Source organism: Streptomyces sp. NPDC059009 (assembly GCF_042740175.1).
Classification (GTDB): Bacteria; Actinomycetota; Actinomycetes; order Streptomycetales; family Streptomycetaceae; genus Streptomyces.
Map to the genome: position 1 here is coordinate 126,461 of NZ_JBHYJB010000005.1, position 13,946 is coordinate 140,406.

The 13,946-nt window shown below is 74.2% G+C and carries 12 protein-coding genes and 1 pseudogene; 6 read left to right on the plus strand and 7 right to left on the minus strand.

Annotation, left to right across the window (positions count from 1 at the left end):
* Window positions 1–30: 30 nt before the first annotated feature.
* From ACFWYM_RS06980 to ACFWYM_RS06990, 3 genes are all read right to left on the minus strand, one after another.
* On the minus strand, window positions 31–1,293 hold the full coding sequence (locus ACFWYM_RS06980; protein ID WP_384831144.1) for an NAD(P)/FAD-dependent oxidoreductase: 1,263 nt from the start codon (window positions 1,291–1,293) through the stop codon (window positions 31–33).
* A 193-nt stretch (window positions 1,294–1,486) separates the two neighbouring features.
* Window positions 1,487–2,812: a deoxyguanosinetriphosphate triphosphohydrolase gene (locus tag ACFWYM_RS06985; RefSeq protein ID WP_384831147.1), complete on the minus strand. Its 1,326-nt coding sequence runs from the start codon at window positions 2,810–2,812 to the stop codon at window positions 1,487–1,489.
* Window positions 2,813–2,841: 29 nt separating this feature from the next.
* Entirely contained in the window at window positions 2,842–3,771 is a 930-nt protein-coding gene (locus ACFWYM_RS06990) for a sirohydrochlorin chelatase (RefSeq protein ID WP_384831150.1), read from the minus strand.
* Between the two features lie 404 nt (window positions 3,772–4,175).
* Here ACFWYM_RS06990 and ACFWYM_RS06995 point away from each other — a divergent pair, with 404 nt between their 5' ends.
* The gene (locus tag ACFWYM_RS06995) at window positions 4,176–4,787 is read left to right on the plus strand and encodes a vancomycin high temperature exclusion protein (RefSeq protein WP_384831492.1); all 612 of its coding nucleotides are present in this window, start codon (window positions 4,176–4,178) and stop codon (window positions 4,785–4,787) included.
* A gap of 331 nt (window positions 4,788–5,118) precedes the next feature.
* Window positions 5,119–7,365: pseudogene (locus ACFWYM_RS07000) on the plus strand (molybdopterin oxidoreductase family protein); the annotation flags it as partial.
* 29 nt (window positions 7,366–7,394) lie between these two features.
* Here ACFWYM_RS07000 and ACFWYM_RS07005 read toward each other — a convergent pair.
* The 3 genes from ACFWYM_RS07005 to cutA all read right to left on the minus strand — a co-directional run bounded on the left by ACFWYM_RS07005 (window position 7,395) and on the right by cutA (window position 9,153).
* Window positions 7,395–8,063 (minus strand): DUF4232 domain-containing protein, encoded by a 669-nt coding sequence (locus ACFWYM_RS07005; protein ID WP_384831153.1) that lies wholly within the window; start codon window positions 8,061–8,063, stop codon window positions 7,395–7,397.
* Between the two features lie 326 nt (window positions 8,064–8,389).
* Window positions 8,390–8,806: a gamma-glutamylcyclotransferase family protein gene (locus ACFWYM_RS07010; protein ID WP_384831156.1), complete on the minus strand. Its 417-nt coding sequence runs from the start codon at window positions 8,804–8,806 to the stop codon at window positions 8,390–8,392.
* Complete coding sequence (gene cutA / locus ACFWYM_RS07015; RefSeq protein WP_384831159.1) at window positions 8,803–9,153, minus strand: divalent-cation tolerance protein CutA; 351 nt, start codon at window positions 9,151–9,153, stop codon at window positions 8,803–8,805. Before cutA ends, ACFWYM_RS07010 begins: the two co-directional genes overlap by 4 nt.
* Window positions 9,154–9,444: 291 nt before the next feature.
* Here cutA and ACFWYM_RS07020 point away from each other — a divergent pair, with 291 nt between their 5' ends.
* Window positions 9,445–10,353, plus strand: coding sequence for a hypothetical protein (locus ACFWYM_RS07020; protein ID WP_384831161.1), 909 nt, complete (start codon window positions 9,445–9,447; stop codon window positions 10,351–10,353).
* Window positions 10,350–11,615 carry an ATP-binding protein gene (locus ACFWYM_RS07025; protein ID WP_384831164.1) on the plus strand — a complete coding sequence of 422 codons (1,266 nt, stop codon included), beginning with the start codon at window positions 10,350–10,352 and terminating at the stop codon, window positions 11,613–11,615. Before ACFWYM_RS07020 ends, ACFWYM_RS07025 begins: the two co-directional genes overlap by 4 nt.
* 92 nt (window positions 11,616–11,707) lie before the next feature.
* On the opposite strand, the gene ACFWYM_RS07030 is transcribed toward ACFWYM_RS07025, so the two are convergent.
* Complete coding sequence (locus tag ACFWYM_RS07030; protein WP_384831166.1) at window positions 11,708–12,346, minus strand: NADPH-dependent FMN reductase; 639 nt, start codon at window positions 12,344–12,346, stop codon at window positions 11,708–11,710.
* 65 nt (window positions 12,347–12,411) lie between these two features.
* On the opposite strand from ACFWYM_RS07030, the gene soxR reads away from it, so the two are divergent.
* Together soxR and ACFWYM_RS07040 are read left to right on the plus strand one after the other, a co-directional pair.
* The gene (soxR, locus tag ACFWYM_RS07035) at window positions 12,412–12,978 is read left to right on the plus strand and encodes a redox-sensitive transcriptional activator SoxR (RefSeq protein ID WP_384831169.1); all 567 of its coding nucleotides are present in this window, start codon (window positions 12,412–12,414) and stop codon (window positions 12,976–12,978) included.
* A gap of 58 nt (window positions 12,979–13,036) precedes the next feature.
* Window positions 13,037–13,822, plus strand: coding sequence for an aminotransferase class IV family protein (locus ACFWYM_RS07040; protein WP_384831172.1), 786 nt, complete (start codon window positions 13,037–13,039; stop codon window positions 13,820–13,822).
* The last annotated feature ends 124 nt before the right edge of the window (window positions 13,823–13,946 follow it).

Here is a 13,946-nt window from a genome sequence, read left to right on the forward strand (position 1 = left end):
GGTGCGGTGACAGTCCTGACCGAGGGAGCCTCAGTCCGTCAGCGAGGCGAGCGGGACCGAGGGGTCGGCGAGCGCGTCGGGGTCCGGCCTGGCTCCCTTGCGGATCAGGGTCTGGATGGTCTCCGTCACGTCCCACACGTTCACGTTCATCCCTGCGAGGACGCGGCCCTCCTTCAGCCAGAAGGCGATGAACTCCCTCTTGCCCGCGTCGCCGCGGACCACGACCTGGTCGTACGTGCCCGGGGGCGCCCAGCCCGAGTACTCCAGGCCCACGTCGTACTGGTCGGAGAAGAAGTACGGGACGCGGTCGTAGGTGACCTCCTGGCCGAGCATCGAGCGGGCCGCCGCCGGGCCGCCGTTCAGGGCGTTGGCCCAGTGCTCCACGCGCAGCCGGCCGCCGAAGTCGGAGTACGGGACCGCGGCGACGTCGCCCGCGGCGTAGATGTCCGGGTCCGAGGTGCGCAGGCCCGCGTCGACCGCGATGCCGCCGCCGTGCGCCCGGTCCACCAGGGCGAGGCCCGCGGACTCGGCGAGGGCGGTGCGGGGGGCGGCGCCGATGGCGGCCAGGACGTCGTGCGCCGGGTGCTCCTCGCCGTCGTCCGTGCGGGCCGCGAGGACCAGGCCGTCCTGGCCGGTGATCTCCGTGAGCTTCGCGCCGAAGTGGAAGCGGACGCCGTGCTCGGCGTGCAGGTCGGCGAACATCTGGCCGACCTCGGGGCCGATGACGGCGTGCAGCGGGGTGGGCTCCGGCTCGACGACGGTGACCTCCGCGCCGTACTCCCGGGCCGCCGAGGCGATCTCCAGGCCGATCCAGCCCGCGCCCGCGATCACCAGGTGGCCGTTGTCCCGGCCGAGCGCGGCCAGGACGTGCCGGAGCCGGTCGGCGTGGGCGAGGCGGCGCAGGTGGTGGACGCCCGCGAGGCCCGTGCCGGGGACGTCCAGGCGGCGCGGCTCGGCGCCGGTGACGAGCAGGAGCTTGTCGTAGCCGATGACCGCGCCGTCGCCGAGGCGGACCGTCTTGGCCCCGCGGTCGATGGCGACGACCGTCTGGCCGAGATGCAACTCCACGTCCGCCTGGGCGTACCAGGCCGGTTCGTGGACGAAGACGCTGTCGCGGTCCTCCTTGCCGAGGAGGTAGCCCTTGGACAGCGGCGGGCGTTCGTAGGGGTGGTCGCGCTCGTCACCGATGAGGATCACACGGCCGGTGAACCCCTCGGCGCGGAGCGTCTCGGCCGCCTTGGCTCCGGCCAGACCTCCTCCGACAATGACGAACGTCTGATCAGCGTCGACCACTTGATGCCTCCTCGTTACTTTCAGGCCGTACGTGAGCGTCCCGCACGGAGCGTGATGACGGAAGGGGGCGTCAGCACATTGGGCCACTTTTCGTCACGCCCCGTGGTCACTCGCCCCTGTGCGCCTGACCCGGCGCCGCTCTCGCGGACGTGGTCGCTCGCCATGGGGGTTCCTCAATTGATGGTTGCGGTGATCATCGTCCTTGACCGGCTGCCATGAGTTTCCTGTGCAGCGAGCGTGCGGCGGCGTCCGTGAGGGATGCGATCTGGTCGATCACGACGCGCAGCGCGGCGCGGTCGTCGGGTGCCGCGTCGTAGAGCGCGCGGAACTGCGGGTCCAGCCCTTCGGGCGCGCGCGTGGTGAGGGCCTCGGCGAGTTCGGCGACGCAGACGCGCTGGTCGGCGCGGAGCCGCTCCTGGGCGGGGCGCTGCATCACGTACAGGTCGGCGACGGCCTTGAGGACGGCGCACTCGTGGCGGGCCGCGCGCGGGACGACGAGTTCGGCGGCGTACCGGGTGAGGGGGCCGGTGCCGTACCGCGCGCGGGTGGCGGTCTCGGCGGCGAGGCAGAAGCGGCCGATGAGCTGGCTGGTGGCGTCCTTCAACCGGGCCTGGGCGACGGCCGATCCGTCGTAGCCGTGCGGCCACCACTCCTGTTCCAGGAGGCGGTCGAGGGCCTCGGAGAGCTCTTCGGGGTCGGTGTCCGCGGGGACGTAGCGGCCGATCGCGACGGCGAAGACGTCCCGGCGCTCGGGCTCGGCGTGCAGCGCGTTCGGGTCGATGTGCCCGGCGTGCAGGCCGTCTTCGAGGTCGTGCACGGAGTACGCGACGTCGTCCGACCAGTCCATGACCTGCGCCTCGAAGCAGGTGCGGGTGCCGGGGGCCTCCTTGCGGACCCAGTCGAAGACGGGCCGGTCGTCTTCGTAGACACCGAACTTGGAGGACGCCGGGTCGGTGGGGTGGGCGCCGCGCGGCCAGGGGTACTTGGTGGCGGCGTCGAGGGCGGCCCGGGTGAGGTTGAGGCCGACGCTCACCGGTTCGCCTGTCTCGTCACTTCTTACGAAGCGCTTCGGTTCGATGCGGGTGAGCAGGCGCAGCGACTGGGCGTTGCCCTCGAACCCGCCGCAGTCCTCGGCGACTTCGTTGAGGGCCTGCTCCCCGTTGTGCCCGAAGGGCGGGTGGCCGAGGTCGTGGGAGAGGCAGGCGGTCTCCACCAGGTCGGGGTCGCAGCCGAGTGCGGCGCCCAGCTCGCGGCCGACCTGGGCGCACTCCAGGGAGTGCGTCAGCCGGGTGCGGGCGCTGGCGTCCCACGCCTGGAACTTGGTGCCGGGCGTGACCACCTGGGTCTTCCCGGCGAGGCGGCGCAGCGCGGCGGAGTGCAGCACACGCGCGCGGTCCCGCTGGAAGGCGGTGCGGCCCGGCCGCTTGTCCGGCTCCGGCGCCCACCGCTCGACGGCCGCCGCTCCGGCCGTCCCGGCCGCCTCGTTCTCGAAGTGCGCGTTCTGTGCTGTGCCTTCCATGCCCTCGACAGTAGCTCTCGCGCTCCCGTTCAGGCGCTGGCGAGCTGGTGGAGCGCGGCCTGATCCCGGCCCGTGCCGGTGCGGGCCTCGTCGTAGCGGTGCAGGAGGAGGCGGGCGAGGGCGGGGTGGTCGCCGAGCGGGGCGGCGGCGATCCACGGGCCCGCCGCGGCGCACTGGGTGGCGAAGCGGCCCGGCGCGGTGAAGTACGAGGCGACGGCGGCCCGGTGGCGGCCGCGGGCGGCGAGCGAGCCCAGCGCGTCCGCGACGGTGTGCGGGGTGCCCGGGGTCGGGGTCGCGTAGGCGGGGACGACGGGGACGCCGAGGCGCTCGGCGAGCAGCCGCGCGGTGTGGCCGGTGTCGGTGGCGGACTCCGGGTCGCGGGAGCCCGCGGCGGCCAGCACGATGCCGCTGCGGCGCCGCGCGGCCTCGCTCATACGGGGGTTCCAGCCCGCCTCGACGAGCCGGGCGTACAGCGCCTCGACGAGCAGCGGGTGCGGGCCGAGCGGGGCGGCGACGCGGGCGGTGAGGCCGGGCGTCGCGGCGACGGCGGCGGGGATGTCGTGCTTGACGTGGTAGCCGCGGCTGAGGAGGAGGGGGACGAGAACCGGGGCGGGGGCGGCGGCGCCCTCGGTGGCCAGGTCCGCGAGGGTGTCGCCGAGCAGGGGCTCGTTCAGCTCGATGTGGCCGAGGCGTACGGACAGGCCGGGGCGCAGGGCGCGGGCCCGGTCGAGGAGAGCCGTGACGGTGCTGAGGGCGCGCGGGTCGCGGCTGCCGTGGGCGACGACGACGAGCGGGGGCCGCGCGGAGGCGGAACCGGGATCGGGGGTGCGGCGTCTGCCGTTGCGGGAGACGTTGCCGAGCTGGCTGCCGAGCTGTGCGGTGATGCGGTTCATGAGTTGCGCCGTGCTCTCTAGAGGGGTGCTGCCGGACTCGTCTCGCGGAGGGTTCGACGGCGTCATGGACCGAGGATGGCCGCGGCAGATTGCGGAGGTGTTGCGTGGCGGTGACGGGTGATTTCGCGGAGGCTCACGGGCCGGGGCGGGGCGTTGTCAGTGGGGCCGCCTACCTTTGATCGTGCGGTCGGGTGACCGGCGTGGGGGTGGGATCGGTACGGGGGTCGCGCGGGGGCGCGGCGGTCAGCGGGGAGACGGGGATGGACCGGGGGACAGAGCCGGAGATGGACGAGAAGGCTGAGGGGACGCGGGAGGCGCGGGAGGCGCGGCAGGCGCGGGGATCCCGGGCGGCGCAACGGGCGGGGTGGGCCGGGGCGTTGGCGGCGGTGCGGCAGGTGTGGGGTCGGGTGCGGCGGCGGCCCAGGTGGCCGCGGACGCGGGCGGGACAGCGGCGGCTGGTGCAGTCCGTGATGGTCTGCTGCGTCCTCGCGCTGCTCCCCGCGACCTGGCTGTTCGTGACGACGGACGACCGGTTGCACACGACGGCGGACGTGCCGCGCGCCAAGGTGGCGGTCGTCTTCGGCGCCGGGCTCTGGGACGGTGAGCCGTCCCCGTATCTGGCCCACCGCCTGGACGCGGCGGCCGAGTTGTACCGCGCGCACCGCATAGAGGTCGTGCTCGTCACAGGCGACAACAGCCGCGAGGACTACGACGAACCGGACGCCATGCGCGCCTATCTCGCCGAGCGCGGCGTCCCGGACCGCCGCATCGTCAGCGACTACGCGGGCTTCGACACCTGGGACTCGTGCGTGCGCGCCCGGAAGATCTTCGGCGTGGACCGGGCGGTGCTGATCAGCCAGGGCTTCCACATACGCAGGGCGGTCGCGCTCTGCCGGGCGGCGGGCGTGCGGTCGTACGGGGTGGGAGTCGACGCCGTGCACGACGCGACCTGGTACTACGGCGGCGCCCGCGAGGTGTTCGCCGCGGGCAAGGCGGCGCTCGACGCGGCGGTCCGGCCGGATCCGCGGTTCCTGGGGCAGAAGGAGAAGGGGGTGGAGCGGGCGCTCGCGTCGCCGCGGTGACCGCGCGGAGTGGGTCACGGCGACCTCACGGCGGTGGCCGGCGTGACCTCACAGGGGCGGGCGTGGGGCGCTGAGGTCGGCGTACCGCATGCGTAACCGCGCGCACGGGGTCGCGTAACACGCAGGTCGGACGCTGGGTGGCATGCACTCCACGGCGATATCGGCGATATCGGAGACACCGGCGGACCCGGCGGCGCCCGCACCCGCGGCGGGAGCGGCAGCGACGGCCGGGGCTCCGGGGACGGCAGCCACAACCGGGGTTCCAACTGCCTCGGCGGCCACAGCGGGGGCTCCAACTGCCTCGGCAGCGACGGCGGGGGCTCCAGCTGCCTCGGCGGCGACGCTCACGCACTGTCCGTACTGCGCGCTGCAGTGCGGCATGGGCCTGGTCCCGGGGCCGGGGCCCGGCGGGGTGGAGGTCGTGGAGCGGACCGGGTTCCCTGTGAACCGGGGCGCGCTGTGCGGCAAGGGGCGGACCGCGCCCGCCGTGCTCGCCGGCCGGGTCCGGCTGACCGAGCCCCTCGTCCGCTCCCCCGCCACCGGCGAGCTCACGCCCGCCACCTGGGAGGAGGCGCTCGGGCGGATCGCCGGGGAGCTGGCCCGTACGCGCCGGGAGCACGGCGCGGACGCCGTCGGGGTGTTCGGCGGCGGCGGGCTGACCAACGAAAAGGCGTACGCGCTCGGGAAGTTCGCGCGGGTCGTGCTCGGGACCTCGCAGATCGACTACAACGGCCGGTTCTGCATGTCGTCGGCGGCCGCCGCGGGGCAGCGGGCGTTCGGGCTCGACCGGGGGCTGCCGTTCCCGCTCGCGGACATCCCGCGCACCGGGTGCGTGATCCTGGTCGGCTCGAACCTCGCGGAGACGATGCCGCCCGCACTGCGGTACCTGACGGAACTGCGGGAGAACGGCGGCAAGTTGATCGTCGTCGACCCGCGCAGGACCCGGACCGCCGAGCAGGCGGACCTGCACCTGGCACCCCGGCCGGGCACGGACCTCGCCCTGGCGCTCGGCCTGCTGCACCTGGTCGTGGCCCAGGGCCGCACGGACGAGGAGTTCATCGAGGAGCGCACCACCGGCTGGGCGGAGGCGCGGGCGGCGGCGATGGCGCACTGGCCGGAGCACGTCGAGCGGATCACGGGCGTCGCGGTGCCTCAACTGCGGGAGGCGGTACGGCTGTTCTGCGAGGCCGACGGCGGGACGGGCATGGTGCTCACCGCGCGCGGGCCCGAGCAGCAGTCGAAGGGCACGGACACCGTGGGCGCCTGGATCAACCTGTGCCTGGCCACGGGCCGGGCCGGGCGGCCGCTGTCCGGGTACGGCTGTCTGACCGGGCAGGGCAACGGCCAGGGCGGCCGTGAACACGGCCAGAAGGCCGACCAGTTGCCCGGCTACCGGAAGCTGACGGATCCGGCGGCGCGGGCCCATGTGGCGCGGGTGTGGGGGGTGGAGCCACAGGCGTTGCCGGGCCCTGGGCGGTCGGCGTACGAGCTGCTCGACGCGCTGGGCGGGGACGTGAAGTCGCTGCTCCTGATGGGTTCCAACCCGGTCGTGTCGGCGCCCCGGGCCGCGCATGTGGAGGAGCGGCTGCGGTCGCTGGACTTCCTGGCGGTGGCGGACGTAGTGCTGTCGGAGACGGCGGCCCTCGCGGACGTGGTCCTTCCGGTGACGCAGTGGGCCGAGGAGACGGGCACGGTCACGAACCTGGAGGGCCGGGTGCTGCTGCGGCAGCGCGCGGTGTCACCGCCGGAGGGGGTGCGCAGCGACCTGGAGGTGCTGCGGGGGCTCGCGGCGCTGCTCGGCCACGAGAAGGGGTTCCCGGCCGAACCGGAGGCGGTGTTCGAGGAGTTGAGGAGGGCGAGTGCGGGGGGTGTCGCGGACTACTCGGGGATCACGTACGGGCGGTTGCGGGAGCCTTCCGGCCCGGAGGGTGATGCGGCGGGGGGTGATGCGGCGGGGGTGTTCTGGCCGTGCCCAGGGGGACTTGAAGATGCTGGGGAGGCGCTGGTGGCCTCGCACCCCGGGACGCCCCGGCTGTTCCTGGAGCGGTTCGCCACGGAGGACGGGCGGGCCCGGTTCGTGCCGGTGGTGCACCGGGCGGCCGCCGAGGAGCCCGACGCGGAGTACCCGGTGCTGCTCACCACGGGACGGGTGCTCGCGCAGTACCAGTCGGGGGCGCAGACGCGGCGCGTGGACGAGTTGAACGAGGCGGCGCCGGGGCCGTTCGTGGAGCTGCATCCCCGGCTCGCCCAGCGGGTCGGGGTCGCGGACGGCGAGCCGGTCGCCGTGGTCTCGCGGCGCGGGCGGGCGGTGGCTCCGGCCCGGGTCAGCGGGGCGATCCGGGCCGACACGGTGTTCATGCCGTTCCACTGGGCGGGAGAGGGGCGCGCCAACTCGTTGACGCACCCGGCGCTCGATCCGGTGTCCCGGATGCCGGAGTTCAAGGTGTGCGCGGTGCGGGTCGAGCGGGTGGGCGGGGCGCCCTCCGAGAGCCTCGGCACCACCGAGAGCCGCAGCACCACCGAGAGCCTCGGCACCACCCAGAGCCTCGGCACCACCCAGAGCCGCAGCACCCGCTGAGACCTCGACCCCGTTGCCTTCTCGGCGCGTTACTGGGCGCCGCCCTGGCCCGCGCTGCCCATCGGGCCGACCTGCACCGGGGAGCCGGAGCCGTCCGTGGCGGGCAGCGTCTTGGCGCCCGGCCAGGCGAGGGTGAACGACTTCGTCTCGTTCGGCGGGGTGACCACGATGCCGGTGACGCTGACGCCGGAGCCGCCCGACTCGTTCAGCGGGTAGGTGACACCGAAGGACACCGACTCCCCGTCCTTGAGGGTCACCGGGGTGGACTTCTCGCCGCTGCGCTGCGCGGACAGCGCCCCGTCGCCGGTCTTCAGGTCGACGCCCGCGTACCCGGCGAGCACGCAGTCCCGGCCCGCGTGGTTCTTCATCGTCACCGCGACAGCGCCCTCGTGCTCGCCGCCGCCGGCGGTGTAGTCCGAAGCCGTGATGTCCAGGTCGTCCGTACGGCACTTGTCCGACGCGCCGCTCCCGCCGGAGCCCGTGCCCTGCCCGCCGGAGTTCTGCCCGGCGGTGTCCTTGCCGCCGGAGTCCTTGCCACCGCCCTGGTCCGAGCCGCCCGAACCCGAACCGCCGCCCGAGGAAGCCTTGGTGGGCGCGGCCGACGGGTCGCTCTGCGCCGTGTCGTCGCCGTTGCAGGCCGCGAGGGAGAGACCCGCGGCAACGGCCAGGGCGGCGAAGGTGAGCTTGCGAGCGCGCATCGTGTGGTCCTCAGTGTGGGTCGGTGGGGCCGGCCGCTCGCTACGAGTCGTGACGAGGAGCCGGCGTTTCTGAGCACCTAGAGCCGTCCGGCCCGGCGAACCGTTCCTCCCAACTGCCCGCCAGGACATTCCTGTTACACGCGCGGCCGGGCGCGATGCGTGCCGCCACCGGGCGCATCCCGGCCGGACGGCGGTTCCCGCCACCGTTCCGCGTCCGCTCGCGGCCACCCCCCGCTGGGACAGACCCGTGACGCAGGGGGACTTGACCACCACCGGTGGCATGCTCTCCTCAATCCGCCTCGCCCCGCCCCCGTCCGTCTCGCCCCTCACCTGTCCCGCCAGTCCCCCGTCTCGATCACCCGCCCCCTCTCCCGCAGCCCCTTCTCCACCTCCGGCGCCGCCACATACACCCACGCCCGGACCGCCCTGCCGTCGTCGAGGCGCACCTCGCGGGCGATCCGCTCGTACACGTTGCCCGGCGCGCCCGGCGCCGTGTACTCCTCCAGGACGTCCAGGGCGGCGAGCAGCCAACCGTACAGGGCCGGGCGAGGTGTCATCAACTCGCCCCGTATCCCCGCCCCTTGGGCGAGGGAGGACTCCACCGCGTACGGGTAGCCGGGGCCGTCGTACAGGACGGCCCCGGGAAGCGTCGCCGGTTCTTCCGACCGGGCCCGGCCCCGGACATAGGCCGCGTGGTTGGGCTCGCCGGGGCGCAGGGTGCCGTAGACGAAGAACGGGATCACCCCGCCGTCTCCCGCGCCACCCACTCCGCGTACGCCGGGGCCGCCCGTACCACCGGCGTCGCGATGATCTCCGGGGTGTCGTAGTCGTGGGCCTCGGTCAGCCATGCCTCCAGGGCGGCGTAGCGGGCGGCCGTCGTCTTGAGGAGGAGCTGCCACTCGCGGGCCGTCTCGATGGCGCCGTCCCAGCGGTAGACGGAGGTGACGGGGCCGTTGATCTGCGCGCAGGCCGCGACGCGGGCCGTCACGGCGCCCCGCGCGAGCTGCTCCGCCTTGTACTCGGTGTCCGTCGTGGTCAGGACGGTCAGGACGGTCAGCGGGTGCGGATCCGTCCGGTCGTTCTCGCTCACTGCCAGGGCTCCTTCGCTCTCACCCGTGCGACTCCCGGTCGCTCGTCACCCCTACCCTCTCCCCCGGCCCGGCGCCCCGCCTCCGGCGGGCCTTCCAGCCAGGCCCAAGGTCCCGATACGGGGGGATCGCTGCACTTGTAGTGGGTTCTGTTACACAACGTCCCGGTTTCTGTGATGCGGGCTTTCTACTGTCGATTGCGGTGGCCGGTCCCTCTGCCGAATCCCCGCGCAACCGGACCGGCCGCCACCACCCCCTTCGCAGCCCTCCCGCCTCCCTGCCCGACGGTCACCATGAACCAGCGTTCCCCTCGCCGCCGCCTCCTCCTGGCCGCGCCCCTCGCCGCCCTGGCCGTCGCCGTGCTCGCCGGGTGCGGTGCCGCGAACGGGCTCGCGGACGGCGACATCGCACCGTCCATGTCCGTGCAGCCGCACCCCGAGCCGTTCTGGCCCGCCTGGTCCAGCCCCTCCTCGGACGCGCCCGCCGCCGACACCGCCACCCAGCAGCCCCCGCCGAAGGCCCTGACCGGGCTGCCGAAGGTGGACGACGACAAGATCGCCGACCTGGACGTCGCGACGATCCTGCGGGCCGACCCGCGCATGAAGCCCCTCGCCGACCGCCCCTCGATCGCCGGGCCCGGCCGCGCGGGGCTGCGGCCCCCCGTGTACGCGGATCTGACCGGGGACGGCAAGCGCGACCTGCTGGCCGCCGCCGACCTGGAGAGCGGGCGGAGCGTGCTCGCCGTGTACACGATGCACGACGGCAAGGTGTACCCGATCCTCTTCACCTCCGGGCGCCGCATGAGCATCGAGGCGCTCGACAAGGACATCCTCGTGCGCAGCCCGTGCCCGGACGGCGGCGAGCAGGCCGTGCGCTACCGCTGGAACGGGGTGCGGATGGGGACCTACGAGGACAACAAGACCTACAAGAAGTCGCCCGAGAACCCGAGCGCGCCCGCGCCCGACCCGAAGCCCGAGGCCGACGACAGCGAGGGGCCCCGGCCCGCGCCCTCCGGCAACGCCTCGCTCGCCGCCCCGCCGACGAAGTCCTCGCGCGGCGACGAGCGATCCTCCCCGCCACCCGGCCCCCTGCTCATCGAGCCCACCGTCGCACCCACCGGGCAGGCCCCCCTCCCGGTGCCCGAGGACGAGGGCGACGGCCCGATCGATCCCGACGGCGGCGACCTGGACGGCACCTCGTGAGGCATGTCCTGCGCCGCGCCCGTGCCGGGCTCAACTCCCTCGGCCTGCGCTGGAAGATCGCCGCCCTGCTCGCGGTGGGCTGCTCGGTGGTGGCCGTCGGCATCGGCCTGCTGATCCACCAGGCGCGGCTCGACCAGGTCTCGCAGAGCGCGCGCTCGGGCGCCACCGCGCAGCTCGTCCGGGTGCGGCAGCTGTACGCGCTGACCGGGCAGGTCCAGCAGGACGACGCGGACGCCTCGATCGACGACCCGAACCTGCCGGCGCCGCTGCGGGCCGCGGCGCTCGCGGGCAAGCGGACGACGTATCTGGACATGAGCTCCGACGAACCGGCGGTCTGGGCGGCCCGGCCGATCGGCCACCAGGTCCTGTCCATCCGCGAGTCGCTGCACGAACAGGCCGACGAGATGGCCGACTTCGACCAGCAGCTGATGGCCTCCGGCGCCATCGTGGTCGGGCTCGCCGCGCTCGGCGGCGCGGGTCTCTCCAGCCGGCTCAGCCGGGAGCTGCGCAGCGCGGCGGCCACCGCTCGCCGCATCAGCCAGGGCGACCTGGACGCCCGCATCGACCATCCGCGCCCGGCGGGCACCGGGCGCGGCAAGGACGAGGTCGCCGAACTGGCCACCGCCGTCGACACGATGGCCGCGTCGCTGCAGCGCCGCCTGGTGGCGGAGCAGCGGTTCACCGCGGATGTCGCGCATGAGCTGCGCACACCGCTGACCGGCCTGTACACCGCCGCCGAGCTGCTGCCGCCGAGCCGCCCCACGGAGCTGGTGCGCGACCGGGTCGGCGCCCTGCGCACCCTCACCGAGGACCTGTTGGAGATCGCCCGGCTCGACGCCGACGTGGAGAAGCCGGACCTGGCCGTGCACCCGCTGGGCTCGCTGGTGGAGTGTGCCGCGGAGCGGGCGGGCGTGCCCTGCGAGTCGGTCGGGACGCCCGTCTTCGTACGGACGGACGCGCGCCGTCTGGAGCGGATCCTCGACAACCTCGTGGGCAACGCCCGCAAGCACGGCGCGGGTTCGGTCCAGGTGCGGGTCGAGGGGGCCGTGGTGTCGGTCCGCGACCACGGCCCCGGCTTCCCCGAGCGCCTCCTCGAGGAGGGCCCCCGGCGCTTCCAGACCGGCGCCACGGAGCGCGGCCAGGGCACCGGCCTCGGCCTGACCATCGCGTTCGGCCAGGCCCAGGTGATCGGCGCCCAGGTCGCGCTGCGCAACGCGGACGACGGGGGCGCGGTGGCGGAGGTCCAGCTGCCGCTGGCGTGACGCCGCCCTCGCGGGGCCTGGACTCCCGTACGCGCGAGGGCCCTCAGCCCCCGCACCCGCGACGGCCCTCAACTCCCGTACCGCGACGGCCCTCAGCTCCCGTACGGGCGTACCGCCTTGGCCTCCCGCAGCGCCCGGCCCCACCAGGCGAGCTGGTCGAGCATCGCCTTGGCGGCGGCGTCCGGGGCGGCCGGGTCGCGGTGGTTGCCCTCGTCGTCGAAGTGGGCGCCCGCGTTGTGGAAGGAGACCGTCTCGCGCACGGTGACGGTGTGCAGCTCGGCGAAGACCTGCCGGAGCTGCTCGACGGCGCGCAGGCCGCCGGAGATCCCCCCGTACGAGACGAAGGCGACGGGCTTGGCCTGCCATTCGTCGCGGTGCCAGTCGATGAGGCTCTTGAGGGAGGCGGGGAAGGAGTGGTTGTACTCGGGGGTGAGGACCACGAAGGCGTCGGCGGCGTCGAGCTTGGGCGTCACCTTGCCGAGTTCGGCGAGGACTTCGGGGCTCGGGCTGAAGGAGAGGGCGGTGGGCAGCTGGGCCTCGGCGGCGTCGATGACGTCCACGACGAGGTCGTCGCGCTCCCCCACCCGGTCGAGCAGCCAGCGCGCGACGATCGGGCCGAACCGGCCCTCGCGGTTGCTGCCGATGATGACGGCGACGCGGAGCGGGGCGTCGGCGGACGCGGACGCGGACGAGGGGTCAACGGAACTGGTGTGAGCAGCAGTTGTGTTCATGGAGAACAGGCTCTTAGTTGAACCAAGGTTTAAGTCAAGCGCCTTCGCGGACTACTCTGGCGCGCATGTCGTCGCATCTCGCACCGGACGCCAAGGAAGCCACTGTCGGAGAGCTCGCCGAGCGCAGCGGGGTCGCCCCGTCCGCGCTGCGGTTCTACGAGCGCGAGGGGCTCATCACGAGCCGCCGCACCAGCGGGAACCAGCGCCGCTACGGCCGGGACACGCTCCGCCGGGTCGCCTTCATCCGCACCTCGCAGCGGCTCGGCATCCCCCTCGCCACCATCCGCGAGGTGCTCGGCCTGCTCCCCGACGACCGCACGCCGACGCGGGAGGACTGGGCGCGGATCTCCGAGTGCTGGCGCAGCGATCTGGACCAGCGCATCCGCACCCTGCAGCGACTGCGCGACAACCTCACGGACTGCATCGGCTGCGGCTGCCTCTCGCTCGCCAAGTGCGCGCTGTCCAACCCGTGGGACGAACTGGCCTCCCACGGGCCGGGGCCGCGGCGGCTGATCGAGGACGGAGCGGCGGACGCGGGAGAGGGAGCGGGAGCGGGAGCGGCAGGAGCGGGAGCGGCAGGAGCGGGAGCGGCAGGAGCGGGAGCGGCAGGAGCGGGAGCGGCGGGGGCGTAGGCCCGGACATCGGGCACCCGCGCCCTGCGCCCGCCGCACCCATGGCACCGTGTGGGCCATGACGCATACCGCACTCGTACACCGCCTGGAGATCGACGGCGAGGCCGCGACCGCCGACCGGCTGCTCTGGCCCGCCCTCGTCAACGACGGGCACTTCACCGCGATGCAGGTCAGGGACGGCAAGGTGCAGGGGCTCGCGCACCACCTGGAGCGGCTCGACGGCGCGACCCGGGAGCTGTTCGGGCGCGAGCTCGACGGCGACCACGTCCGGCGGCTGATCCGGCACGTGCTCCGCGACGACCTCCCCGACGCCTCCGTACGCGTCTATGTGCACGCGCCCGACGACGAGCCGTCCGTCATGGTCACCGTCCGCGCCCCCGCCCGGATGCCCCCGGACGCGCAGGCCCTGAAGTCCGTGCCCTACCAGCGCCCCGTCGCGCACATCAAGCACCTCGGCGGCTTCGGCCAGACCCACCACGGGCGGCTCGCGCGGCGCGCGGGCTTCGACGACGCGCTGCTCACCGGGGCCGACGGGACGGTCAGCGAGGGCGCCGTCACCAATATCGCCTTCTTCGACGGGGCCGAGGTCGTCTGGCCCGACGCCCCCTGCCTGGAAGGCATCACGATGCGGCTCCTCGAACCGCGGCTCGCCGGGGCCGGGCTGCCCACCCGGCGCGGACCGGTGCGGCTCGCGAACCTGTCCGCGTACACCTCGGCCTTCGTCACGAACGCGCGGGGGATCGCGCCGGTGCGGCGGATCGACGAGGTCGACTTCGTGGTGGACGAGAAGCTGATGGCCGCGGTCGCGGAGGTCTACGACGCGGTGCCGTGGGACGAGATCTGAGGTCGGCTCAGATGCGCCGGGCGGGCCCTGGGGCGCTCGGGTCACCCGTTCACAGGCGCGCGGGCCAGGCTTCGGGCGGAGCTCCGCGACACGCCGTATGACCTGCCGGAACGTTAGCGATGGA

Coding starts and splice junctions, on each gene's coding strand:
- ACFWYM_RS06985 (WP_384831147.1), bottom strand. CDS start 2,812: ATGGAAGGCACAGCACAGAACGCGCACTTCGAGAACGAGGCGGCCGGG.
- ACFWYM_RS06990 (WP_384831150.1), bottom strand. CDS start 3,771: ATGACGCCGTCGAACCCTCCGCGAGACGAGTCCGGCAGCACCCCTCTA.
- ACFWYM_RS06995 (WP_384831492.1), top strand. CDS start 4,176: ATGGTCTGCTGCGTCCTCGCGCTGCTCCCCGCGACCTGGCTGTTCGTG.
- ACFWYM_RS07005 (WP_384831153.1), bottom strand. CDS start 8,063: ATGCGCGCTCGCAAGCTCACCTTCGCCGCCCTGGCCGTTGCCGCGGGT.
- ACFWYM_RS07020 (WP_384831161.1), top strand. CDS start 9,445: ATGAACCAGCGTTCCCCTCGCCGCCGCCTCCTCCTGGCCGCGCCCCTC.
- ACFWYM_RS07030 (WP_384831166.1), bottom strand. CDS start 12,346: ATGAACACAACTGCTGCTCACACCAGTTCCGTTGACCCCTCGTCCGCG.
- soxR (WP_384831169.1), top strand. CDS start 12,412: ATGTCGTCGCATCTCGCACCGGACGCCAAGGAAGCCACTGTCGGAGAG.
- ACFWYM_RS07040 (WP_384831172.1), top strand. CDS start 13,037: ATGACGCATACCGCACTCGTACACCGCCTGGAGATCGACGGCGAGGCC.